Origin of the sequence: Noviluteimonas caseinilytica, assembly GCF_018406605.1 — a bacterium.
GTDB lineage: Bacteria > Pseudomonadota > Gammaproteobacteria > Xanthomonadales > Xanthomonadaceae > Noviluteimonas > Noviluteimonas caseinilytica.
The window spans coordinates 2156597-2180769 of sequence record NZ_AP024545.1 but is presented as its reverse complement, the minus strand read 5'-3'; the positions used below and the strand labels follow the sequence as shown (position 1 = coordinate 2180769).

The following is a 24173-nucleotide window of genomic DNA, read 5'->3' as shown; positions in this document are numbered from 1 at the left end:
GCACCACCGCCACGTCCGCGCCGGATGCGCAGTCCCTATCGTGCGGTCGCTTCCTCCCCCATGTTTCCATGATGTCCCTCGCGATCCAGACCCGTGGCCTCACCCGCCTGTTCCCCGGCGGCCACGGGGTGCAGGACCTCGACCTGTCGGTGCCCGCCGGTGCGATCTTCGGATTCCTCGGGCCCAACGGCGCCGGCAAGACCACCACCATCCGCCTCCTCCTCGGCCTGCTGCGGCCGCAGCGGGGCGAGGTGGCGCTGCACGGCCACGCGCTGCACGCCACGCCGCGCACCGCGCTGGCGCAGGTGGGCGCGCTGGTGGAATCGCCCGCGCTGCACCCGCACCTCAGCGGCCGCCGCAACCTGGAAGTCACGCGCCGCCTGCTCGGTGCGCCGCACGCGCGCATCGACGAGGTGCTGCTGGTCACCGGCATGCGCGAGGCCGCCGACCGCACGGTGCGCGACTACTCGCTCGGCATGCGCCAGCGGCTGGCCATCGCGCTGGCGCTGCTGGGGGCGCCGAAGCTGCTGATCCTCGACGAACCCGGCAACGGCCTGGACCCGGCCGGCATCGTCGACATGCGCCGCCTGCTGCGCAGCCTGGCCGCCGACCACGGCATCACGGTGTTCGTTTCCTCGCACCAGCTCGGCGAAGTGGAACAAGTCGCCAGCCACGTGGGGATGCTGCGCGAAGGCCGCCTGCGATTCCAGGGCACCGTCGGCGAATTGCGATCGCGCACCGCGCCAAGGATCCTGCTGCGGGCGGATGACCTGTCGCGCGCGGCGACGTTGCTTGCGAACGCGGGCGAAATCGTCGATCCGATCGATGCGGAAACCCTCGCCATCGCGCTCGGCGCACGCCAGGAAGCGGAACTCAACCGGATGCTCGTCGAAGGCGGACTGCAGGTCTCGCATCTCGTGCGCGAGCAACCCTCCCTCGAATCGTTGTTCTTCCAGTTGGCGCACGCATGACCGCCCTCGCCCGCACGCTGTCCGCCGAAGTCCTCAAGCTGCGCGGCACGCTCGCCTCGTGGATGTGCGTGATCGCGCCGCTGCTGGTCGTCACCTTGTATGTGCTGCAAATGAGCTTCATCGACTACGGGCATCGGCCCGTCGCGCCGCCGGCGCAGGCGTGGTCGATGTTCGCGCAGAGTGCGATGGTGATGTGGGCGTTGTTGATGCTGCCCTTGTTCGTGACGTTGCAGGCGGCGTTGCTGGCGGGGCTGGAACACGGGCCGGATCGCTGGAAGCACTTGCTCGCCTTGCCGTTGCCGCGCAGCGCGCATTACCTGGCGAAGACGCTGGTGCTGGCGGCGATGGTGGCGTTCGCCACCATGTCGATGGTCGTGCTGGTGCCGATCGGCGGCGCGGTGCTGGGGTGGGTGCAACCGAAGTCCGGCATCGCCGGCGCGCCGCCGTGGGACTTGCTGGTCTCGCGCAGCCTGGCGTGCACGGCGGCGGCGATGCTGATCGTCGCGCTGCACACGTGGGCGTCGATCCGCTGGCGCAGCTTCACGGTCGCGGTGTCGTTCGGGATGACGGCGACGGTGGCGGGGTTCCTCATCGGCCAGTCGGCGCGCTTCGGGAAGTTCTACCCCTGGAGCCTGCCGCTGCAGGTGCATGCGGCGGACGGGCGCTTCACGACGTGGGCGGTGACGGCGGGACTGGTGGGCGGGCTCCTCGTCACGACGGCCGGGGCGATCGCGTTTGCGCGGCGCGAGGTGCAATAAGCGGATGCGATTGGCGATACTCCGCGCCATGGACAACGAATGGCCCGGCTACGTCGCCGCAACGCTTACGACGGTTGCATTCCTCCCGCAGACGATCAAGACGATCCGCACGCGCGACACCCGCAGCATCTCGCTGGGGATGTACGTGGTGTTCACCATCGGCGTGGCGTTCTGGCTCGCGTACGGGATCGTGCTGCATTCGTGGCCGATGATCCTGGCCAACATCGTGACGTTCGGGTTGTCGACGACGATCCTGGTGTTGAAGGTGCGGTATCGGTAGAGCGCGTGTAGGAAAACCCTGACCCCACGACGCGCAATCCCCCGACAGACCCGGCGCGGACGCGCGCATAACGTGACGACTCCCACCACGCAAAGGAGTCGCCCATGCAATTGCCTTTCCGTTCCCTGGTCCTCGTCGCAGGCACGCTGCTGGCGTCGGGCACCGCCTCCACCGCGTCGGCCAGCGGGCACATCACGTTCTTCGGCGAACTCACGGCCGCCACGTGCTTCGTGCATGGCGTGGACAAGCCGGACGTCTCCGGCAACTTCAGCGTCAACCTGCCTACGCTCAGCGCCCCGCAGCTCGAACACGTCGGCGTGGCCGCCGGCCATACGCGCTTCGGCCTGCAGCTCAGGGACTGCACGGGCACCAACCCGGTGCAGGCCTTCTTCGAGGCCGGGCCGTTCATGGACACGGTCAACAACACGATCCGGCCCACCAACGACGGGCCCATCCACTTCGCGTTGTTCGACGAGGAAGGCCGCGCGATCCGGATCGGCGACCTCACCTCGCAATCGGCCGCCCGCCAGTACCAGCCCAACGAACGCATGTTCTTCGACGTGGCCTACGTTCGCGTCGCGCCGGGTCCGATCACGCCGGGCGCGTTCACCGGGCTGGTCACCTACTCGCTGATGTACCGCTGAGCCGGATGGTCCGGCGCGGCGGGCCGCGCCGGGCCTTGGAGACGACATGCGTTGCCTCTTCCTGATCGTCGCGGCGCTGGCCGCGTGCGCAGTGCTGCCCGCGCGTCCCGCCGTTGCGAGCGTCGTCGTGTCCGCGACGCGCGTCGTGCACGAAGGCGACGCGCGCGACGCCAGCATCCGCCTGACCAACAAGCGCAATGGTCCTGCGCTCGTGGAAGTGTGGGTGGAACGCGCAGCGGTGGACGCCGCGCCGGGCCAGCCGCCCGCGTTCGTGCCGGAGCCCCCGTTGTTCCGCATCGAATCGGGCCGCGGGCAGGTCGTGCGGTTGCAGCGCACGCAAGCCCCGTTGCCGGCGGACCGCGAATCGCTGTTCTGGCTGCACGTCCTCGACGTGCCGCCCAATCCCGTCGACGCGGCGGACGCCCGGCTGAAGATCGCCGTGCGCAGTCGCCTCAAGCTGTTCCATCGGCCCGACGGATTGGCCGGCTCCGCGGCGAAGGCGCCGGATCGCCTGCAATGGGAGTTGCAGGCCAACGCCGCGGGATCGCCGGTGTTGCGCATCCGCAATCCCACGGCATTCCACGTCACCATCGCCACCATCGGCGACGACGTGCTGGCGATGAACGGGGAGATGGTGGCGCCGTTCGATGTGCTGGCGTTCCCGCTCGATGGCGAGCGCGCCAAGGCTTGGCAGCCAGGCCATGCGGTGCGCTTCGCGTTCATCAACGATGCCGGCGGCGAGGAAGTCCGCACGGCGCGCATCGCCAGCGCCGTGCCGTGATCCGCGGGGCGCGTGCGGGCCTGGCCGTTGCGCTCGTGCATGCAATCGGCAGCGTGCACGCGGGAGACGTGCCGCACGCCACGTTCGATGCGGGTGCGTTGCGTCGCACCGCGCACGGACTGGTCGATGTGTCGCGCTTCGAACAGGGAATGCCGGCACCGGTCGGCCTCCACGAGGTCGAACTGCGCCGCAACGGGCAACCGCTCGGGCGACAACGCGTGCGCTTCGCCGCGGGCGCGACGCGCGCGACGTCGACCCCGTGCATGGACACGGCGGTGCTGCGCCGCCTGGATCTCGCAGCGGGCACGACGCCCCCGCCGCCCGCGACCTCGGACGCGTGCGTTCCCATCGATGCGCTCGTCCCCGGCGCAACCGCACACTACGACGGTGCCGAACTGATGCTGTCCTTCGACATCCCGCAGGCTGCGTTGGCGATGCGCGCCGACGACGCGATCGACCCTGCGCAGTGGGACGCCGGCATCGACGCGCTGCGCATCGACTACGGCGTCGCGTTCGGGCGTGCATCGCAGCCTGCCGCGGGGGCGCGCACGCGCACGGCGCTCCGGCTGGGGCTCGGTGCCAACGTGGGTGCGTGGCGGCTGCGCCATCGCACCACGCACGCGTGGCAATCCGATCGCCCGTCGCGCAAGGACACGTTGGGGACCACGCTCTCGACGGACGTCCCGTCGCTCGGCGCGCAGTTCCAGCTCGGCGACTTCCACACCAGCGGCGTGTTGTTCGACGCCGTCGGCGTGCGCGGCGTGCGACTGGAATCCGATGACCGCATGTTGCCGGTGTCGCTCGCGCGCTACGCGCCGGTCGTGCGCGGGGTGGCCGCGACGCGCGCGCGGGTGCAGGTGCGCCAGGGCGGCCACCTGCTTGCCGATACGTTCGTCGCGCCCGGCCCGTTCGCGCTGCGCGACCTGCAACCACTTGGCTATGGCGGCGCGTTCGATGTGCGCGTGCAGGAGGCGGATGGCGCGGTGCAGGTGTATTCGGTCCCGTACGCGGCCATCCCGGGGTTGTTGCGGCAGGGGCAGGCGCGTTTCAGCGTGGTGGCGGGCAACATCGATGCGGCGATGTCTGCGCCTCCCTTCATGCAAGGCACCTTCCAGCGCGGCGTGCGGGACCGCGTCACGCTGCAGTTCGGTGCGCAACTTGCACCGGATTACCTGCAGGCGCTTGGTGGCGCGGCGATCTCCACCGCTGTCGGTGCGTTTTCAATCGATCGTGCGCATTCGCGCATGGCGCAGGGCCCCGACGAGTTGCGCGGCGCGAGCTTGCGGCTTGCCTACACAGGCCAGGTGCCTGCGACGGACACAACGATCGGCGTCGCCGCCTGGCGGCACGGCAACCGCGCCTTCCGCACCGTGCAGGACGCGTTGCACCAGCGCGACGCCATCCGCATGGGCGCGCACATCGCAGAACCGAGATCGCGCGAGCGTTCCCGCATCGACCTCGCGCTGCAGCAGCGCCTCGGCCGCACCGGTGACGCCCTCTTCGCGACGCTGGCCCACGGCGCCGATCACGCCGGTCGTGCACGCAGCAGCGCGCAACTCGCCTACACCGCGCGCATCGGCCGCGGCACGATGCACGCCGCCTGGGTCCGCACCTTGCGGAACGCCCTCGGCGCCAACGATTCAAGCGCGTCCCTCGTGTTCTCCGTTCCCTTGTCCACGTCGCGCGCGCGCCACGCGCTGCAGGTGCAATGGCGCGATGGCGGCGGCGCGGGTACGACGGGAGTTGCGGCCACAGGTCAGTTGTTCGAATCCGGCAACACCGCTTACGCGCTCGGTATCTCGACCACGCAGCACACCGGCGCCACGGCGATGGCGCGCGATGCGAGCCTGTCGCATGCCACGGGCGTCGGGATATTCGCCGTCGGCGCCAGCGCCAGCGGTGCAGCACGCCAGCAATCGGCGACCGCCGACGGCGCGCTGGTCATGCATCGATACGGTGTGACAGCGGCCCCCCCGCTCGGCGACACCCTCGCGCTGGTGCGTGCACGCGACGGCCACGGCGCACGCGTGGCGGGACATGCGCACGTCCGCCTCGATCGCCACGGCCACGCGCTCGTGCCCGCGCTGCCCGCCTATCGCGCATCGCAAGTCGGTGTGGATCCCGGCGAGGCCGCCCCCGATGTGCATTTCGCCTGGACGGAATCGCGCGTCGTCCCGCGCGCCGGCGCGATCGTCGACGTGCTGCTGCCGACCACCCGCGCGCGCACCGCCTGGCTGCGCCCGCTGCAACCCGATGGCACGCCGTTGCCGTTCGGCACCGACCTCACCGATGCGGCGGGCGCATCGCTCGGCACGATCGGACGCGACGGCGCCGCGCTCGTCCGCATCGCCGCGGACACGACCGCGATCGACGCGCGCTGGCACGCCCCCGAACCCATGCATTGCCGCATCCCCGTCGATGCGCCGGGCCCGCTTCCCGCCGAACCACGCGACGTCCGCTGCGAGGAGGTACACGCCCGCGACTGAGCCGCATGGACACCGGCCTCATGCCCCCATGCTAGCGTTCGGCCTTGCCACGCCCCGCGCGCGACCCCATGTGGTCGCCCTCTGCAAGCCGCCGCGAGCCCCCATGTCCACTTCCGCTCTCTCCAATCCCCACGTCTTCGACGCCACCGCCGACACGTTCGAAGCCGAGGTGCTGCAGGCATCGCTGCAGGCGCCCGTGCTCGTCGACTTCTGGGCCGAATGGTGCGGCCCGTGCAAGGCGCTCGGACCGATCCTCGAAAAGCTCGCCACCGAATACAACGGCGCGTTCCGCCTGGCCAAGGTGGACGTCGACAAGGAACAGCAGCTCGCCGCCGCGTTCCAGGTGCGCTCCATCCCCACCGTGTACCTGGTGAAGGACGGCCAGCTCGTCGACGGATTCCCCGGCGCGTTGCCGGAAGGCCAGCTGCGCGAATTCCTGCAGCACCACGGCGTCACGCCCGCAGCCGCGAGCGAAGACGCACCGGTCGAAGCCGAAGCCCCGCCCGCGCCGCCCGCCGATCCGCACGCCGAGGTGATGCGCCTGCGCAAGGCGATCGAGGCCGAACCCGACAAATCGGAACACAAGCTCGACCTCGCCCTCGCCCTGCTGCAGACCGGCAATGCGCGCGAAGCCGAACAACACCTCGACGGCCTGCCCGCCAACCTCGCGCAGGACGCGCGCGCGATCCGTGCGCGCGCGCAACTCGGGTTCGCGTCGCTGCTGCAGGACGCCCCCGCACCGCAGGTGCTCGAAGCCGCCATCGCCGCCAACCCCGACGACCTGCGCGCGCGCCACCTGCTCGGCGTGCATCGCATCGTCGCCGGCGACGCCGAAGCCGGCCTCGAACAATTCCTCGAAATGCTGCGCCGCAACCGCCAGTACGAGGACGGCCTGCCGCGCAAGGCGTTGCTCGATGCGTTCCAGGTGGTCGGCGACGAAGACCTCGTCGGCCGCTATCGCCGCCGCATGGCGTCGCTGCTCCTGGTCTGAACGCGCGCCCCGCGGCGCGGCCGTTCCGCGCCGCACCAATACGTCCGCGTACGCACACGCACGCGTGAAGACGCCCTTCACGCGAAAAGCGCGACGTTTTGCGCCGGCCGGCCCCCAACCGCTCGCTGAATGGTTCTGCGATGCGCGTGCCGCCGGTGATGCGCCGCATTCCGCAATCAAGCTCGGCGGCGTATTCTCCGGCCACGGATAAGGGGACCGTACTGGATGAACGTGGAGACGTCGCACAACGACGCTGCCAATGCCATGCCGCGCATCGCCGGTTATCGCCTCCTGCGCGAAATCGGCCAGGGCGGCATGTCCACGGTGTACCTGGCCGAACAGGAGTCGCTCGATCGCAAGGTTGCCGTGAAGGTGATGCTGCCCGAAGCGCTGGCCGATGAAGTGAGCCGCCGCCGCTTCGAGAACGAAGCCCGCACCATCGCCCGCCTCGACCATCCGAACATCGTCGGCATCTACGACGTCGGCCGCACCAAGGACGACCTGCCCTATTACGCGATGCCGTACCTCGGCCGCGGACACCTCGGCACGCGCATCACGCGCCAGCACGGCATCTCGCACGACCAGACGCGCATCATCGCCACCCTGCGCGCGTTGCTCGAAGCCCTCGACTACGCGCACGTGCGCGGCGTGGTGCATCGCGACGTCAAGGCGGAGAACGTGTTGTTCGACGACGCCGAGCGCCCGCAGCTCGCCGACTTCGGCATTGCCCTGCGCAAGGGCGTCAACCCGCGCCTCACGATGACCGGCCTCGCGGTCGGCAGCACGGCGTACATGCCGCCGGAACAGGCGCGCGGCGAAGAAGTCGACAGCCGCGCGGACCTGTACAGCATCGGCGTGCTCGCCTGGGAAATGCTCACCGGTTCGCTGCCCTTCAACGCCGGTGACGCGCTGTCGATGGCGGTGATGCACGCGAAGGATCCGATCCCGCGCCTGCCCGCCGAACTGATGCACTGGCAGCGCTTCATCGACCGCGCGATGTCCAAGTCGCCCGCCACGCGCTTCCGCAGCGCGCAGCAGATGCTCGAAGCACTCGATCGCATCGAGCGCGGCGGCTTCTCGTTCGAAGTGATCCAGTCGAACGCGGCCATGCTGATGCGCCGCATGCGCCAGATGCCGAAGCCGTTGATGATCGGCGGCGGGTTGCTGGCGGCGGCGATGATCGGCGTGGCGTTGCAGCACGATCCGGCCAACGCGATGGACAACTTCTTCCGCGTGCAGCCCGTGGCGACGTTGCCGACGATCCCGTCGGATCCGGTCGACCACATGCTCACGCCGCCGCCGGAATCCCCGGCGCAGGACTGGGTGACGCAAGGCCAGACGCAGCTCGCCGCGCGCAAGATCACCTCGCCCAAGGGCGACAACGCCTACGACAGCACGCTCGCCGCGTGGGACGCCGACCCGACGCACGAAGGCCTCGCGCCGCTCGTGATGGCGGTGGTCGGTGCGCTCGGCGACGAGATGGCCACGCGCCTGCGCCAGGGCGACGAAGACAAGGCGCGCGAATACCTCGATCGCGCGACGCAGATGGCCAACCGCACCGCGCCCGTCGGCACCGAAGCGCTGCGCGGCATGCATGACAAGGCCGCCGAGGCCTTGCGCCGCCGCATGGCCAACGCCGAGAACAAACGCGATCGCACCGACGCGTTGGCCACCGCCTCGCTGGCGAACGAATTCGCCGGCGACCAGGGCCTGGCCGATGCGTTGCGCGCGCGCGCCGAGAAGATCGCCACGCCCGTCGCGGCGGATGAAGTGGAACTGGTGGCCAATGCCGGCGCTGCGCCGACCGCCGTGCATGCCGTGACGCGCGCCGAATACGCGCGCTTCGCCGCCGCCACCGGTCGCCCGTCCGCGTTGTGCCGCGAAAAGCTGTCGCTGCTGCGCCTGGTCAAGCCGCGCGACTGGAAGACGCCGGGCTTCGAACAGACCGACGCGCAACCGGTCGTCTGCATCTCGTACGACGACGCCACCGCCTACGTGCACTGGGCCGCGCGCAACGGCCAGCACATGCGCCTGCCGAGCAGCAGCGAACTGCAGTCGATGCCGCCTTCGCCCGCGGGCGGTCGCAACGTGGCCGCCTGGCTGCGCGACGGCTCCATCGCCGGCACCGGCTGGCGGGGCCCGCGCCCGCGCACGATCGAGCGGTCGCGCGGGTACGACGACGTCGGCTTGCGCCTCGTGCGCGACTGAGGTCCTGCACTCCGCATCGCGGCTCTACAATGCGCCGCATGCGCAAAGCCCCCCGCCCCAGCCTCAAACGCCTGTTTCTCGCCGGCCTGCTCACCCTGTTGCCGATCTGGCTGACGTGGGTGGTGGTCAAGTTCGTGTTCGTGCTGTTGTCGGATACGAGCCGGCCGCTGATCGGTCCGTTGCTCGCCAACGCCGCCGCGGGTGATCCGCGCATGGCCTGGCTCGCCGATCCGTGGGTGATCACCGCCATCGCGCTGGTTGCTACGCTCGCTGTGATCCTGCTCTCCGGCTTCATGGCGCAACGCGTCGTCGGCCAGACGCTGCTCGGGTGGTTCGAAGGCCTGGTCAAGCGCATCCCGCTGGCCAACACGATCTACGGCAGCGCGCGCCAGCTGCTCGACATCCTGCAAACCAAGCCCGACGGCACGCAGCGCGTGGTGCTGATCGATTTCCCGCACAAGGAAATGAAGACGCTCGGCTTCGTCACCAAGGTGATGCGCGAGGAAGGCACCGGGCGCGAACTGGCCGCGGTGTACGTGCCCACCACGCCCAACCCGACATCCGGTTACCTGGAGATCGTGCCCGTGGAGAAGATGACGCCCACCGACTGGACGGTGGACCAGGCGATGAGCTTCATCATTTCCGGTGGCGCGGTGTCGCCGGACACGATTCCGTTCACGCCCTCGGGCGCGACGCAGCAAGACGCCTTGCCGCGCGCATGAGCACGCCGGCAGCGGAAGTCGAAGTCCAGCGTCTCGAAACCGCGGCCAAGTTCGCCGCCACCCACCCGCTCGCCGATCGCGCGACGAAATTGTTCATCGCGCTCGCCGCGTTCTTCTGCGTCAACGCGGTGCTCGCCGAGTTCATCGGCGTCAAGATCTTCGCGCTCGAAGACACGCTCGGGATCAACCCGTTCCAGTGGAACCTGTTCGGGCAGCAAGGCTCGCTGAGTTTCACCGCCGGCACGCTGCTGTGGCCGATGGTCTTCATCTTCACCGACGTCATCAATGAATTCTTCGGGCGCCGCGGCGTGCGGATGATTTCGTGGATCGCGGTGGTGCTGATCGTGTACGGCTTCGCGTTCGCGTTCGCCGCCATCTCGCTCGCGCCCGCCGGCTGGTGGGTGAGCGCCGCGCAATCGCAGGGCGTGCCGGATTACCAGGCCGCGTTCGCCGCGGTGTTCGGGCAGGGCCTGTGGACGATCGGCGGCTCGGTGATCGCGTTCCTGATAGGCCAGCTGATCGACGTCTCCGTGTTCCACCACATCCGCAGGCGCACCGGTGGCCGCCACGTGTGGTTGCGCGCGACGGGCTCCACTGCGGTGTCGCAACTGGTGGACAGCTTCGTCGTGTTGTACATCGCCTTCGTGATTGGCCCGCAGCACTGGCCGATCTCGCTGTTCCTCGCGGTGAGCACCGTGAACTACGCGTACAAGATGCTGGCGGCGATCGTGCTGATCCCGCTGATCTACATCGCGAAGGGCGCGATCGTCCGGTACCTCGGTGAAGCGCGGGCGGACGCGTTGCGCGAGGCCGCGGCCGCGGCTTGATGCGCGCGATGCGAATCGTCGACATCGCGGCCTTGGCGAAATTGCAGCGCTGCGACTGACTTCACCGCGACATCGCAGAGCAATCGCGCGCACGTCGCTGCGAAGTCGACACGACGCGCGTTGCGCGCAGGCGGACACTCCATCGCACGATTCCGTGCCGGAGCTCCCATGAAACGATCGATGCTTGCACTGTCGCTGCTCGCCGCGCCCGTCGCTGCCTTCGCCTACGAACCGGGCCACTTCTACGTCATCAAGTCGAAGATCAACGGCCACGTGCTCACGGCCGAGGGCGACGCCGCCAGCCAGCGCTACCACGTGTCTCCCGTCGCGATGCGCCCGGCCACCGGCGCGAAGAACCAGCTGTGGTACGTCGAACGCGCACCGGGATGGCACGGAGCGGCCGGCCTGCATTACATCCGCAACTATGTCGGGGGTCGCGTGCTGGACGTGGAGGGCGCGCAGACGAACGTCATCACCTACCCGCGCATCCCCACCCCGCAGGTCAACCAGCTGTGGTTGTTCAACGGCGCGCGCATCCAGGGCCTGTCCGCGAACAGCCAGTGGAAGTGCCTCGACGTGCTGTATGCCAACTGGCAATACGGGCCGAAGGTGGGCACGTGGGCGTGCAACGGCGGCGCCAACCAGGATTGGACATGGGAACGCAAGGACGCCATCGTCGCCATCGGCGATGTACCCGGCCGCGTCACCACGGCGGACACGCGCACGGGGGCGGGATCGCTCCTCTTCGCGCGCCCGCTCACGCCGCAGGAAGCCGACCGGTTCGGCATCGCGGGCGTGCGTTCCTACGAGACCGGTTATTACAAGCCCTTCGTGCTCCACGAGCGCGACGTGGGCGCCAACCTGTGCGAGCGCCTGGTCGTGCAGGGCCTCGCGAACTGGCGCCTGCCGACGAAGACCGAGTTCACCGTGTTCCTGAATGCCTGGCAGCCCACGGCGGCATCGAAGGGCGGCGCCTCGCTGGAACGCCTCGGCTGGGTGAACGCACAACACTGGTCGTCGCACGAACGGCCCGCGGGTTCCTACGTCCAGCACTTGCAGCTCTGGCCGGACAATCTCGCGGACGAAACCTGGGTCACGCGCGGCGAAAAAGTCCGGCAGGCACTCGTGTCCTGCGTGCGTTGAGGCGACGCAGGCGGAGGTCGAGGGCTTCAAGAAGACCGCGGAGCGCGCAGGTGTTTCGTTTTGCTGGATCTCCAAGTGGGAGACACCGCATACGGATCGGGAACTTTAACTCGTGTGGCACGCGCTCTGACGCAGGATTCAGTGAGGGGGCGAATGTGCGCTCCGGGCCGATACCGGTCGTCAGAAGAAACACCGGGGTTCAGAACGCAGTAGCGCGTTGAGTCAGGCAGGCACGTACGTCAACCGAATCACGACGTCGTCGATCAACGTGCTGGCCAGCAGGCGGAGCGGCGGGCGAGCGCCCGCAAAGAACGGTTTGCCGTGGCCCAGCACGACGGGGTGGAGGTAGAGCCGGTATTCGTCGATGAGGCCCAGGTCGGTCAGGCTGCGCGCCAGGTCGGGGCCGGCGACTTCGATGTCCCCGGCGAGATCGGCCTTCAGCTTGCGAATCACTGGCTCCAGATCATCGGCGACCAGGGTGGCATTGGGGCCGACCGACTTCAGCGAGCGCGACACGACCCACTTGGGATGGCTTCGCCACACCGCCGCGAACTCGCGTTCCTCCGCGCCCCAATCCGGCTGGTTTTCGTCCCAATAGCGCATCACCTCGTAGGTGCGTCGGCCGTAAACGCTGGCCGTCATCCCACGCACCAGTTCGATGAAGTGGCGAAAGAGTACGGGACTGGGCCGAAAGGCCTCGTGGTCGACGTAGCCGTCGAGGGATTGGTTCAAACCGAAGATGATCTTCGCCATGGGCATTCTCCTCGCCGGGGTGGTTGAGCAAGAACAGATGGTTTGCAGTCTTCCCGAATCGAACCGGACATTGCGGCTGCACCGTTCGGTGCAACGGCTTCAAAAATGTCCGCCGCACTTCCACCCTTCCGGCGCTCGCGCGGGGTCGTACGTGCAGTTGTTGACACCAGGCCCGTCGTAACCGATGTCCAGCTGATAGGTGCCGTAGTCCTGGCGCGTGTAGTCCACGCGATACGCACCGGCCCCGCTCCCTGGCGCTTCCGGCAGATATTTCGGTACGAGGTCCAGGAGCTGCGCCGGGTATCGATCGTTGTCCCCTGCGTACGCATCGATCGCCCGCACGATCGTCTCGCCGCGCGCAATCGCGCCGGCCTGGCTGGCCTGCGGCGATCGCCAGCACGAAACTACGATCAACGCCACGATGATCAACAAGGGGATCGCGGCGTAGAGGTGCCGCCAGGTGCGCTGCATGACGTTCCTTCAACGGGTGTCGACGCGCTTGGGCCGCAGTGGCGCCCCTTATCGCTCTTCGGTTTCCGGCAGCGCGCAGCAGACGCCCTGCTCGACCTGTTCGCGCACCTGCTCGCTCGTGAGCGACGGCGCGATCGTGCCTTTCTCGCAATCGCCCATGCGCGTGCAGGCGGCTTCGATGTACGCGAGCATGTCTTCGTGGACGTACATCGGGCGATGTTCCAGCCAGTGCTGTTTCAACTGGCGCAGGTCACGGTCGCGAAGGTCGAAATACCGGTCGCCCTTCGGCATCACGGGGTCGGCGTTGAGCATCATGACGAGCTCGAGGGACAAGCCCGCGTCCAGCACCTCCAGCGCTTCCTGGGTCTTCCCCTGCCGGATCAACCGCTGGACCTGCAGATTCTCGGACATCGCGATGGCGGCATTCCTTCCCACGATGTCGGTGACGCCGGGGTCGGGCTTCCAGTCCGCGGAGACCCCTGCCGATGACGTCGCGCAGGCGGCGACCGAAATCGCAAGGAAGGCGGAGAGCAGGTGCGGGCGCATCGAAGCTCCTTGATCAAAATGGATTCATTGGTCCGCGAGCGCGGGGCCAGGACGGCGCCGGCTTCGCAACAGCGCCTCACGCATCGATCCACTCCCCCGGCCGCGCCAGCTGCACCTTGCGCCCCGAGCGTTCGAAGATCTCCCCCGCCAGCGTCTCGCGCGCCTTGTCTTCGCCATGCACCAGCACCAGCGGCGGTGCGTTCTCGAACGCGCCATACCACGCCAGCAACCCGCTCTGGTCCGCATGCGCCGACAAGCCACCCACCGTGTGCCGCTGCGCATTCACCCGATAGTCCTTGCCGTGGATGCGCACCCACTGCGCACCATCGACGAGCTTGCGCCCCATCGTCCCCTGCGCCTGGTAACCAACGAACACCACGTGCGCGTTGCGCCGCCCGAGGTTGTGCTTGAGGTGGTGCACGATGCGGCCGCCGTTGGCCATGCCGCTGCCGGCGATGATGATCGCGCCGCCTTCGAGGCGGTTGATCGCCATCGAATCCTCGATCGATTCGCTGACGTGCAGGTTCGGCAACTTGAACGGATGCGGCTTGTCCTGCCACACGCGCCGCGCGGCGTCGTCGAACAATTCCGAATGCTGGTCGTACACGCGCATGACCTTGGCGGCCATCGGGCTGTCGAGGAACACCTGCCACTTCGACAGCTGCCACTCGTCCCAGTACTGCGCGAACCAGTACAGCAATTCCTGCGAGCGCCCCACCGCGAACGCGGGGATCAGCACGTTGCCCTTCTCGCGCGCGGCGGTGGCAAAGATTTCGCCAAGCTCGTGCACGGTGCCCATGCGTTCGCGATGGTTGCGGTCGCCGTACGTCGATTCCATCAGCACGACGTCCGCCTGCCTGATCTGCGTGGGGTCGCGCAGGATCGGCGTGCCGACCGGACCGAGGTCGCCGGAGAACACCAGCTTCTTTCCGTCGGCCCACAGCTCGACGATGCTCGAGCCGAGGATGTGCCCCGCATCGCGGAAGGCAATGTCGACGCCCGGCGCGATCGTGGTGCACGTGTCGTACGGCAGCGGCTTCACCTGCTTCATCGCCGCGACGACATCGTCCTTGGAATACAGCGGCACGATCGGCGGCATGCCGGCGGGCCGGTGGCGGTTCGCGCGCTCGGCTTCGCCCTCCTGCAGCGACGCGGCGTCGAGCAACATGATCGGCATCAGGTCCGCCGTGGCCCCTTGCGCGTAGATCGGCCCGCGGAACCCCCGCTTCACCAGCAGCGGGATGCGCCCGATGTGGTCGATGTGCGCGTGGCTCACCACGAGGGCGTCCTGCGCCGTCGCATCGAACCCGAAGGGCGCGACGTTGCGCGCCTCGGCCTCCCGGCTGCCCTGGATGAGGCCGCAGTCCAGCAGGATCCGGTGCCCGGCCGCTTCGACCTCGTGCATCGAGCCGGTCACCTCGCCGGCCGCTCCATGGAAATGCACGCGCATGCCGATCACCCCTCGTGAAGGTGTCGAAAACTTAACACGGCCCCCCGTGACGGCCATGACCTTCGACACCCCTGTGACCCCCCGGCAGCCGGTAGAGTCGGCCGCTGCCTTTCCGCCGTCCGAACCCATCCAACGGAGTTGCCCGTGACCCGTACACCCCGCGTCCTGCTGCTGTCCCTGTCCGTCGTCGCCGCGCTCGCGGCGTGCAAGAAAGAAGGCGCCGCCAATACCGATGCGCCTGCCGCCCCGGCTTCCGCCGCCGCCGCGCCCGCGCTGACCCTCGACGAATCCAAGCTGCCGGCGCTGGTGTCGTTCAACAAGAACGAAATCGACGCGTCGAAGAACGCGTGCACCGACTTCAACGGTTACGTCAACGGCAAGTGGCTCGCCGCCAACGCGATCCCGGGCGACCGCACCTCGTGGGGCGCGTTCGAGATGATCGACGAGCGCTCCACCGCCGTGCAGCAGCAGCTGGCCGAACAGGCCGCCGCCGATGCGAAGGCGACCGGCGTCGAGAAGATCGTCGGCGACATCTGGTCGACCGGCATGGACGAAGCCAAGATCGAAGCCCAGGGCATCAAGCCGCTCGCCGGCCGCCTGTCGGAGATCGACGCGCTGGCCAACGGCGATGCCGTCGCCGATTACCTGCGCACGTCGGCTGCGAAGGGCGAAGGCTACGTGTTCGGCTTCGGCTCGGACGCGGACTTCAAGGATTCGGCGAACAACATCGCCTACGCGACGCAGGGCGGCCTGGGCCTGCCGGATCGCGAGTACTACTTCGATCCCAAGTACAAGGGCGAGCGCGCCGATTACGAAGCGCACATCGCCAAGGTGCTGGAGCTGTCCGGCACCGACGCCACCACCGCCGCCAAGCAGGCGAAGGACGTGATGGCGTTCGAGACGCGCCTGGCGAAGGTCTCCAAGTCGAGCGAGCAGATGCAGCGCGACGTGTCGATCTTCTACAACCCGGTGTCGATGGCCGACGCCGACAAGATGACGCCGCACTTCCCGTGGACGAAGTTCTTCGAATCGCAGGGCGTCGCGCCGCAGAAGATGTTCTCGCTGGCGATGCCGGAGTTCCACAAGGAAGTCGACAAGATGCTGGCCGACACGCCGGTCGACCAGTGGAAGAGCTACCTGCGCTTCCACACGATCGACGAGGCCTCGCCGTACCTGTCGAAGGCCTTCGTGCAGGAGAACTTCGACTTCTACAACGCCAAGCTCAAGGGCCAGAAGGAAATGAAGGCGCGCTGGAAGCGCGTGCTGCGCACCCTCAACGGCCAGGCCGGCGAAGCGCTGGGCCAGATGTACGTGAAGGTGGCCTTCCCCGCCGAATCGAAGGCGCGCATGGAGAAGCTCGTGCAGAACCTGCGCGACTCGCTCAAGGGCCGCATCGAGAACCTGGCGTGGATGAGCCCGGAGACGAAGAAGAAGGCACTGGAGAAGTGGGCCGCGTTCACGCCGAAGATCGGTTACCCCGACAAGTGGCGCGACTGGACGGGCCTGGAGACCTCGCGCGACAGCTACATCGGCAACGTGCTGGCCGCCAACGAGTTCAACTACAAGTGGCAGCTGGGCAAGATCGGCAAGCCGGTCGACAAGACCGAGTGGGGCATGAGCCCGCAGACGGTCAACGCGTACTACAGCTCGCAGCGCAACGAGATCGTCTTCCCGGCCGCGATCCTGCAGCCGCCGTTCTTCGACGCCAAGGCCGACGACGCCACCAACTACGGCGGCATCGGCGCGGTGATCGGCCACGAAATGATCCACGGCTACGACGACCAGGGCAGCCGCTTCGGGCCGACGGGCAACTTCGAGAACTGGTGGACCGACGCCGACGCGAAGGGCTTCAAGAACCTGACCGGCATGATCGTCGACCAGTTCAACGCGTACGAAGCCGCCCCGGGCATGCACGTCAACGGCAACCTGACGCTGGGCGAGAACATCGCCGACCTCGGCGGCCTCAACGTCGCCTATTCGGCGATGAAGAAGGCCACCGAAGGCACGCCGGACCCGATGACCGACGGCCTCTCGCGCGACCAGCGCTTCTTCCTGAACTTCGGCACCGTGTGGCGCCGCAGCTTCACGGACAAGGAGCTCAAGTCGCGCATCGCGACCGACGAACACGCACCGGCGAACTTCCGCGCAATCGCGGCGCCGTCGAACATGCCGGAGTTCGCCGCGGCGTTCTCGTGCAAGGCCGGCGATTCGATGGTGCGCGGCGACGGGAAGAAAATCGTCATCTGGTAAGTCGCGTCGATCTGGATGCAGGAGGAAGCCCGGAGAAATCCGGGCTTTCTTTTTGGGGCCACCATCCGTGTTCCGATTCCGTGACCCCCGCCCCGGCCATTCATCCGGCCCGCCCCACCCCCCTTGCTACACTCGCGACACTTTTCCGACAGGAAGTACGCGATGTCCCGAGGCCTTCAGACCCTTTCCCTGCGTCCCTTGTCGATGGCCCTGGTCGTGGCCTTGCTCGCCGGCACCGGCGCTTCCGACGCGCTCGCCGCGAAGAAGAAAAAGGCCGCCGCGAAACCGAAGGCCCCGCCCGCCGCCACCGTCTGTTCCGATTTCTACAGCGTCGCCGATGCGGCGTGGCTGACGGCGCATCCCGCGCCCGCCACGGGCGCGACGTCCGCCATGGGCGAACTGGTCGAGAAGAGCGTGCAGCAGCAGCGCGATTTGCTGGACAACGCGATGCGCATGCCGCAGGGCAACGTGCAGAAGTTGCTCGGTGATTTCTGGGCCAGCGGCCTGGACGAAGCCGCGGTGGAACGCGACGGCGCCAATCCCGTCGCACCGCTGCTCTCGCGCATCGACGGCATCAAGCGCGCGAAGGACATCCCGCCGGCGATCGCCGCGCTGCACCAGGTGGGCATCCCGGTCGCGTTCAACTTCGGCGCCGACATCGACCTGCGCGACCTCAACCGCCACATCGGATATTTGAGCCAGGGCGGCCTCGGCCTCGTCGATCCGGCGTTCTACACGCGCACCGACGCCGACACGCGCGCGGTGATGACGCGCTACGACGCGTACGTGCAGAAGATCCTGTTGCTGTCCGGCACGCCGCAGGCGCGCCTGGCCGCGGATGCGAAGCTCGTCATCGACCTGGAAACGCGCATCGCGCAGGCCAGCAAGCCGCTCGTATCGTTGCGCGATTACGGCGCCAACTACGCGCCACAGGCCAGCAAGGATCTCGGCAAGACCTACAAGCGCCTGCAGCTCGCGGAATTCCTGAAGGCGCAGGGCATCAACGACGACACGGTGTCGATCGCCAACCCGCAGCTGTTCGCGCAACTCGATGCGATGGCCGCGACGTTGCCGCCGGCGCAATGGCAGGCGTACCTGCGCTTCCATGTCGGCGACGCGATGGCGCCTTACCTCAGCAAGGCGTGGCGCGATGCGGAATTCGACTTCCGCGGCCGCGTGCTGCGCGGGCAATCCACGCCACCGGAACGCTGGCGCCAGGTGCTCGACGCGATGAACACCGCGGCCGGCCCGATGGTCGGCAAGGAATACGCGGCGCGCTACATGCCGGCGGCGACGAAGCAATCCGCGGAAAAGATCGCCGGTGAAGTGCGCGATGCGCTTGGCCGCGCCGTGGATCGCAGCCCGTGGATGGGCGCGTCGGCGAAGACCGAAGCGAAGGCCAAGCTCGCCAAGCTGTCGATCGAGATCGGCACGCCGCATCGCGACCTCGACTACACCGTGCAACCGATGGGCCGTGGCAGCTTCGGCGGCAACATGCTGATCGCCTCCACCTGGCGCCATCGCGAGGAAATGAAGCGCATCGGCCGCGGCAACGCGGATCGTCGCTGGGATGTGTTGCCGCAGCAGCCAACGCTCGCCTACGACATCGCGCAGAACCGATTGATCGTCACCGCCGCGATGCTGCAGGACCCGGTGTTCGACGCCAACGATCCGAGCCCGTCGCAGTACGGCGCGTTCGGTGCGCTCGTCGGCATGGAACTCGGGCACGCGGTCGACAACAAGGGCCGCCTGATCGATGCCTCCGGCAAGATCCGCGACTGGTGGACGCCCGCCGAGAACGATGCGTGGAATGCACTCGGCCAGCGCGTGGTCGCGCAGTACGGCGCGTTCGACGAACCGGCGATCAAGGGCATGAAGGTCAACGGCACGCAGACGCGCGATGCGAACCTCGGCGATTTGTCGGGCCTCGAACTCGCGTGGGATGCGTGGCGCAACGCCAACAGCGCCGCCGATGCGGCCACGCAGAAATCCTTCTTCGAAGGCTGGGCCAGCCTCTGGGCGCAGAGCGAAAGCCTGCAGGCCGCGACGGCGCGCGCCGCCACCACGGTGCACGCCCCGGGCCAGTGGCGCGTCAACGGTCCGCTGATGAACCTGCCCGCCTTCGGCGAAGCGTATGCATGCAAGGCCGGCAGCGCGATGGTGTCGAAGGATCCGGTGCGGATCTGGCCGTGATGCACCCGCCGCGCATCACCCGTTGATGCGCGGCTTCGGTCTGCCGAACGGCGGTTGGCCGCGCCAGTAGCGGATCGTCAGCCACCCGAACAACATGCCGCCCAGGTGCGCGAAGTGCGCGACGCCGGGCTGGAAGCCCGACACGCCGAGGAACAACTCGCCGAGGCCGTACAGCACGACGAACGTGCGCGCCTTCATCGGGATCGGCGGAATGATCAACATCACGCGGTTGTTCGGGAACAGCATCCCGTAGGCCAGCAACAGGCCGAACACGCCGCCCGAGGCACCGATCGCCGGCCCGATCTGCGCGCCGTGCTGCAGCTGCCACCAGCCCACGACCAGTTGCAGCACGCCTGCCCCGACGATGCAGATCGCGTAGTACGCCGCATGGCGCCGGCTGCCCCACGTTTCTTCCAGCGGCGCGCCGAACATCCACAGCGCGAACATGTTGAACAACAGGTGCGTCGGACTCGACGGATCGTGCAGGAACGCATACGTCACCAGCTGCCACGGCATGAACGGCGGCGCGCCGAGTTGCTCCGCGCCGATCGGCCACAGCGCAAGCGAATCCAGGATCGGCGAATCGCGCAGGAACCACTCCAGCGCGTAGATCGCGATGTTGGCGATCAGCAGGAGTTTGGTGACGGGCGGAAACCGCGAGGCCATGCCGATCCTTGCTCAGTGCACGACGCGCAGGTGCGATTTCTTCTTCGGCACCACTTTCTTCCGGCGCCACTTCCCGAACGGCGGCTCCTGCCGCCAGTAGCGCAGCACGATCCAGCCCGTGAGCATGCCGCCCAGGTGCGCGAAGTGCGCCACGCCTTCCTGCGAACCGAACACGCCGTACAGCAGCGCGGCGACGGCGTAACCGATCGCCATCGTGCGCGCGCTCATCTGGATCGGCAGCGGGAACATCATCACGCGCTGGTGCGGGTACTTCACCGCGAAGGCGAGGATGAGGCCATACACGCCGCCCGATGCACCGATCGCCGCGCCCGGCGACACGAACGTCTGCATCAGCAGCTGGCACACGCCCGCGCCGATGATGCAGAGCATCCAGTAGGTGATGAAGCGCTTCTCGCGCCACTCGTATTCCAGCTGCGCGCCGAACATCAGCACCGCGAGCATGTTGAAGAACAGGTGCCCGAAGTCGCCGTGCAGGAAGGCGTAGCTCACCAGCTGCCACGGCATGAACGGCGGATAGTCGACACGGCCGCCGACGCCGAACGGCAGCGGCCACAACGCGAACACGTTCATCAACGCCGCGTTGGCGAACAGCTGCAGCACGAACACGAGGGCGTTCGCGATCAGCAGCGCCTTCACGGCGCGCGGGATGCTGGCAATCAGGCGGGGGACCATGCGGGGCCTATGATAGCGACATGTCCCTGCTGCCCGATGTCGACGTCCGCGATCCCGATGCCCTCGCCGATGCATTGCGGACGCACGGTGCCTGTCGGTTGCAAGGCTTCCCCGGCGACGCCGCCAGCGCCGCCCTGCGCACCGACCTGCTGCGCCTGCGTGAAGATCTCCCGTTCGTGCCCGCCTCGGTCGGCCGCGGCACCGGGCTGGCCCACCATGCGGCCACGCGCGGCGATGCGACGCTCTGGCTCGACGATCCGCGCGCGGGCCTGGCCGCGGCCGATTATCTCGGCGCGCTCGGCGCGTTGTGCGTCGCGCTGAACCGGCGCCTGTTCCAGGGCCTGGACCACGTGGAAGCGCACTACGCCGCCTATCCGGCCGGCGCGCGTTACACGCGGCATCGCGATCGCTTCCGCGACGACGACGCGCGCGTGGTCTCGCTCGTCACCTACCTCAACCCCGGATGGGGCCTCGACGATGGCGGTGCGTTGCGCCTCGCGCTCGACGCCGGCGACGTCGACGTGGCGCCCACCAGCGGCAGCGTGTGCTTCCTCAGCGAACTCGAGCACGAAGTGCTGCCGTCCACGCACGCGCGCTACAGCATCGCCGCGTGGCTGCGCCGCAGGCCTGCCCGCAACTAACGCGGGCGCCAGAGCGCCGCGTCGAGGTCGCCGTCGAGGTCCTTCACCGAATCGCTGATGCGCACGCGGCCATCGCGCACGTCCACGCCTTCGGCGCGCAATCGCTGCGTCTGCTCGGCGAAGCCTTCCGAATCCGGTGGGAACGCGATGTGCCCATCCGAGCGCAGCACGCGGTGCCACGGCAGTTTGGGGTCCGTGTTGTCGCGCAGCACGCGCGCGACCATGCGCGCGCGACCCGGCAGTCCGGCGCGGCGCGCGACGTGCCCGTAACCGGCCACTTCCCCGCGCGGAATGGCCCGGATGGCGGCAAGGATGCGATCAACGGGAGACAGGTCGGCCATGGCGGGGCTAGCATAGCCGCCGGCCTACGCTGTCCGGAACATCCCCCAATGCAGAACTTCGAACAGATCCGCACGCACATCGCCGGTGGCGATTACCGCATCCTGATGACGGAGCCGTACGTGATGTGCGTGGAGTTGTCGCTGGAACAGGGCACGCGCCACCAGGCGATCTTCCTGTCGGAAATGCAGGACGACGACGGCCGCGACTACCTGCGAGTCAGCACCGCGGTGGCGCCGACGACGGGCCTGGATGCGCGCCGCGCGCTCGCGTTCAACTGGGAAAGCCGCGTCGGGTATCTCGCCATCGGCGAACTCGACGGCGTGCCCTACCTGCAACTGTGCGAGAACCGCCCCTACGACTGCGTGTCGCCGTCGGAAGTGGACCGCCTGATCCTGGAGATCGGCGGCATGGGCGACGAGATGGAACGTGCGTTGTCCGCGGGCGGCGACCTGCTGTAACGCAGCGCCGCGTCAGCTCCAGCCCAGCATCTCCACGATGCGGAACAACACGTAAGCCAGGCCGCCCGCCGCGGGGATCGTCAGGATCCACGCCCACACGATGCGCTCGATCACCGTGATCTTCAGCGCGCGCGGGTTCTTGGCGAAGCCCACGCCCATGATCGACGTCGAGATCGAATGCGTCGTCGACACCGGCATGCCGAAGTGCGCGGCCGTGAGCAGGATGGTGGCGCTCGCCGTTTCCGCCGCGAAGCCGTCGATGGGATGCAGCTTCACCATCTTGTGGCCCAGCGTCTTGATGATGCGCCAGCCGCCCGCCGCCGTGCCGGCCGCCATGACGAGCGCGCACGTGGCGACGATCCAGGTGTCGATGTCCTTCTCGCCGCCATCGGGATGCAGGAAGTGCAGCCAGCCCGGCAGCGTGTCGAGCACGCCGGTGGCCTGCGCGCCGAAGATCGCGAGCGCGATGATGCCCATCGTCTTCTGCGCATCGTTGCTGCCGTGCGCGAAGCCCATGTACGCGGCGGACGCGAGCTGCGCCTTGCCGAAGAACGCGTTGACCCAGCGCGGGCGCGAGGCGCGGCGCAGCGGACCGCCGGCGGCGAACATGCCGGCGATGATCGCGTAGAGGATGGCCAGGATCAGCGCGCCGAGGATGAAGCCGAAGAACGGCGAGGTCACCATCGGCAGGAACACTTTCCAGAGCAGGCCCTTGTTGGTGGACCAGTCGCCGTCGCCGAGCTTGGACCAGATCAGCGCGCCCCAGTTGTTGTGCGCCGCCGACAATGCCGCGCCGCACAGGCCGCCGATCAGCGCGTGCGACGACGAGGACGGCAGGCCGCGCCACCAGGTGATCAGGTTCCAGGCGATCGCGCCGAGCAGCGCGCAGATCAGCACCTGCGAGGACACGTGCACGACGTCGGTATCCACCAGCCCCGACGAGATCGTCTTGGCGACCGCCGTGCCCCAGAACGCGCCGAGGAGGTTCATCGCCGCGGCCAGGATCACCGCCTGCCCCGGCGACAGCACCTTCGTCGCAACCACGGTCGCGATCGAGTTGGCGGTGTCGTGGAAGCCGTTGATGAACTCGAACACGAGCGCGAACAGCACCACCAGCAGCACGAGGGTCAGCATCGGGGCGGCCTTCGTCAGCTGTTCTTGAGCGCGATCGAATAGGCGACCACGCCGGCTTCGCGGCAGCGGTCGATCGCCTTCTCCAGGATCTCGAAGAATTCCTTGAGCAGGAACATCTCGCTCGCGTCCAGGCGGCCGGAATAGATTTCGCGGTGCAGCTCGAGGATCAGGCGATCGGCTTCGGCTTCCAGCACGCGCAGGCGATCGTTGAGTTCCTTCATGGGCTCAAGGCGCAGGTGCGGGAGTTCCTTGACCATCTGCACCACCACGCCGGCGGCCTGCTCCAGCATCGCCGCGCGCGGCGCGAAGTCGATGCCGGCCAGCCGGTGGCGGGCGAGCGCGTAGCGGTCGGCGAAGCGCTCGACCTGCTTGGGGATCTTGTACAGCGCCGAGGCCAGCGACTCGATGTCCTCTCGCTCGATCGGGGTGATGAAGCTGTCGACCAGCGCCTGGCTGATCTTGTCCGAGGCCTCGCGCTCGCGCTGGCGGGCCAGCTTGAAGGCTTCCAGGCCCGGGGTGCGCTCGGGGGACTTGAGCATCTCGTGGAGCGCAAGGGTGCTGTCGTGCGCGGCGACGGCCGCGTCGTTGAGCAGCGAGTAGAACTGCTTGCCCTGGCCGAAGATCGTCTGCAGGGAGAACATGCGGGAGGCCTCGTCGGTCGCGGGGTGGCTGGGCGGCGCGCATTATGACAGTCCGTCATATGACAGGGTTATGACAGTCGCCGCCCCGGGGGCGCCATCCGGACGCCATCCGGACGCCATCGGG

24 protein-coding genes are annotated in these 24173 nt (G+C 68.2%); 15 read left to right on the top strand and 9 right to left on the bottom strand.

Annotation, left to right across the window (positions count from 1 at the left end):
• Positions 1-68: 68 nt before the first annotated feature.
• From LYSCAS_RS10620 to LYSCAS_RS10570, 11 genes are all read left to right on the top strand, one after another.
• Positions 69-971, top strand: a complete 903-nt coding sequence (locus LYSCAS_RS10620; protein ID WP_244858514.1) for an ATP-binding cassette domain-containing protein — start codon at positions 69-71, stop codon at positions 969-971.
• Complete coding sequence (locus tag LYSCAS_RS10615; RefSeq protein ID WP_213434013.1) at positions 968-1729, top strand: ABC transporter permease; 762 nt, start codon at positions 968-970, stop codon at positions 1727-1729. The genes LYSCAS_RS10620 and LYSCAS_RS10615 overlap by 4 nt, the downstream gene beginning before the upstream one ends.
• A gap of 28 nt (positions 1730-1757) precedes the next feature.
• The gene (locus LYSCAS_RS10610; RefSeq protein WP_213434012.1) at positions 1758-2009 is read left to right on the top strand and encodes a SemiSWEET transporter; all 252 of its coding nucleotides are present in this window, start codon (positions 1758-1760) and stop codon (positions 2007-2009) included.
• A gap of 104 nt (positions 2010-2113) precedes the next feature.
• A complete protein-coding gene (locus LYSCAS_RS10605) occupies positions 2114-2653 on the top strand; it encodes a fimbrial protein (RefSeq protein ID WP_213434011.1) in 540 nt (179 codons plus the stop codon).
• Between the two features lie 46 nt (positions 2654-2699).
• Complete coding sequence (locus LYSCAS_RS10600; RefSeq protein ID WP_213434010.1) at positions 2700-3434, top strand: fimbrial biogenesis chaperone; 735 nt, start codon at positions 2700-2702, stop codon at positions 3432-3434.
• Positions 3431-5920, top strand: coding sequence for a fimbria/pilus outer membrane usher protein (locus LYSCAS_RS10595; protein ID WP_213434009.1), 2490 nt, complete (start codon positions 3431-3433; stop codon positions 5918-5920). The genes LYSCAS_RS10600 and LYSCAS_RS10595 overlap by 4 nt, the downstream gene beginning before the upstream one ends.
• A 103-nt stretch (positions 5921-6023) precedes the next feature.
• On the top strand, positions 6024-6911 hold the full coding sequence (gene trxA, locus LYSCAS_RS10590) for a thioredoxin (RefSeq protein ID WP_213434008.1): 888 nt from the start codon (positions 6024-6026) through the stop codon (positions 6909-6911).
• 225 nt (positions 6912-7136) lie between these two features.
• Entirely contained in the window at positions 7137-9119 is a 1983-nt protein-coding gene (locus LYSCAS_RS10585) for a bifunctional serine/threonine-protein kinase/formylglycine-generating enzyme family protein (RefSeq protein ID WP_213434007.1), read from the top strand.
• A 38-nt stretch (positions 9120-9157) separates the two neighbouring features.
• Complete coding sequence (locus tag LYSCAS_RS10580) at positions 9158-9841, top strand: DUF502 domain-containing protein (RefSeq protein WP_244858512.1); 684 nt, start codon at positions 9158-9160, stop codon at positions 9839-9841.
• Positions 9838-10668, top strand: coding sequence for a queuosine precursor transporter (locus LYSCAS_RS10575; protein WP_213434005.1), 831 nt, complete (start codon positions 9838-9840; stop codon positions 10666-10668). The genes LYSCAS_RS10580 and LYSCAS_RS10575 overlap by 4 nt, the downstream gene beginning before the upstream one ends.
• Positions 10669-10836: 168 nt before the next feature.
• The gene (locus LYSCAS_RS10570; protein WP_213434004.1) at positions 10837-11811 is read left to right on the top strand and encodes an RICIN domain-containing protein; all 975 of its coding nucleotides are present in this window, start codon (positions 10837-10839) and stop codon (positions 11809-11811) included.
• A 222-nt stretch (positions 11812-12033) separates the two neighbouring features.
• On the opposite strand, the gene LYSCAS_RS10565 is transcribed toward LYSCAS_RS10570, so the two are convergent.
• The 4 genes from LYSCAS_RS10565 to LYSCAS_RS10550 all read right to left on the bottom strand — a co-directional run bounded on the left by LYSCAS_RS10565 (position 12034) and on the right by LYSCAS_RS10550 (position 15031).
• Positions 12034-12564 carry a dihydrofolate reductase family protein gene (locus LYSCAS_RS10565; protein ID WP_213434003.1) on the bottom strand — a complete coding sequence of 177 codons (531 nt, stop codon included), beginning with the start codon at positions 12562-12564 and terminating at the stop codon, positions 12034-12036.
• Positions 12565-12663: 99 nt separating this feature from the next.
• The gene (locus LYSCAS_RS10560; RefSeq protein ID WP_213434002.1) at positions 12664-13035 is read right to left on the bottom strand and encodes a hypothetical protein; all 372 of its coding nucleotides are present in this window, start codon (positions 13033-13035) and stop codon (positions 12664-12666) included.
• A gap of 48 nt (positions 13036-13083) precedes the next feature.
• Positions 13084-13581, bottom strand: coding sequence for a hypothetical protein (locus LYSCAS_RS10555; RefSeq protein ID WP_213434001.1), 498 nt, complete (start codon positions 13579-13581; stop codon positions 13084-13086).
• A 76-nt stretch (positions 13582-13657) separates the two neighbouring features.
• Positions 13658-15031 (bottom strand): MBL fold metallo-hydrolase RNA specificity domain-containing protein, encoded by a 1374-nt coding sequence (locus LYSCAS_RS10550; protein ID WP_213434000.1) that lies wholly within the window; start codon positions 15029-15031, stop codon positions 13658-13660.
• 165 nt (positions 15032-15196) lie between these two features.
• Here LYSCAS_RS10550 and LYSCAS_RS10545 point away from each other — a divergent pair, with 165 nt between their 5' ends.
• Both LYSCAS_RS10545 and LYSCAS_RS10540 read left to right on the top strand, forming a co-directional pair.
• Positions 15197-17281 (top strand): M13 family metallopeptidase, encoded by a 2085-nt coding sequence (locus LYSCAS_RS10545; protein WP_213437780.1) that lies wholly within the window; start codon positions 15197-15199, stop codon positions 17279-17281.
• Positions 17282-17443: 162 nt separating this feature from the next.
• Positions 17444-19474 (top strand): M13 family metallopeptidase, encoded by a 2031-nt coding sequence (locus LYSCAS_RS10540; RefSeq protein ID WP_213433999.1) that lies wholly within the window; start codon positions 17444-17446, stop codon positions 19472-19474.
• Positions 19475-19489: 15 nt separating this feature from the next.
• On the opposite strand, the gene LYSCAS_RS10535 is transcribed toward LYSCAS_RS10540, so the two are convergent.
• Positions 19490-20140, bottom strand: coding sequence for a rhomboid family intramembrane serine protease (locus LYSCAS_RS10535; protein WP_213433998.1), 651 nt, complete (start codon positions 20138-20140; stop codon positions 19490-19492).
• Positions 20141-20152: 12 nt separating this feature from the next.
• Positions 20153-20833 carry a rhomboid family intramembrane serine protease gene (locus tag LYSCAS_RS10530; protein ID WP_213433997.1) on the bottom strand — a complete coding sequence of 227 codons (681 nt, stop codon included), beginning with the start codon at positions 20831-20833 and terminating at the stop codon, positions 20153-20155.
• Positions 20834-20853: 20 nt separating this feature from the next.
• On the opposite strand from LYSCAS_RS10530, the gene LYSCAS_RS10525 reads away from it, so the two are divergent.
• On the top strand, positions 20854-21474 hold the full coding sequence (locus LYSCAS_RS10525) for a 2OG-Fe(II) oxygenase (RefSeq protein WP_213433996.1): 621 nt from the start codon (positions 20854-20856) through the stop codon (positions 21472-21474).
• Here LYSCAS_RS10525 and LYSCAS_RS10520 read toward each other — a convergent pair.
• Positions 21471-21815, bottom strand: a complete 345-nt coding sequence (locus LYSCAS_RS10520; RefSeq protein WP_213433995.1) for an MGMT family protein — start codon at positions 21813-21815, stop codon at positions 21471-21473. The genes LYSCAS_RS10525 and LYSCAS_RS10520 overlap by 4 nt on opposite strands.
• Before the next feature lie 48 nt (positions 21816-21863).
• Between LYSCAS_RS10520 and LYSCAS_RS10515 the strand changes: the two genes are divergently transcribed.
• Positions 21864-22274, top strand: a complete 411-nt coding sequence (locus tag LYSCAS_RS10515; protein WP_213433994.1) for a hypothetical protein — start codon at positions 21864-21866, stop codon at positions 22272-22274.
• A 12-nt stretch (positions 22275-22286) separates the two neighbouring features.
• Here LYSCAS_RS10515 and LYSCAS_RS10510 read toward each other — a convergent pair whose 3' ends face one another.
• Both LYSCAS_RS10510 and LYSCAS_RS10505 read right to left on the bottom strand, forming a co-directional pair.
• On the bottom strand, positions 22287-23408 hold the full coding sequence (locus tag LYSCAS_RS10510; protein ID WP_213433993.1) for an inorganic phosphate transporter: 1122 nt from the start codon (positions 23406-23408) through the stop codon (positions 22287-22289).
• Between the two features lie 14 nt (positions 23409-23422).
• Complete coding sequence (locus tag LYSCAS_RS10505) at positions 23423-24049, bottom strand: DUF47 domain-containing protein (protein WP_213433992.1); 627 nt, start codon at positions 24047-24049, stop codon at positions 23423-23425.
• Positions 24050-24173: the final 124 nt, after the last annotated feature.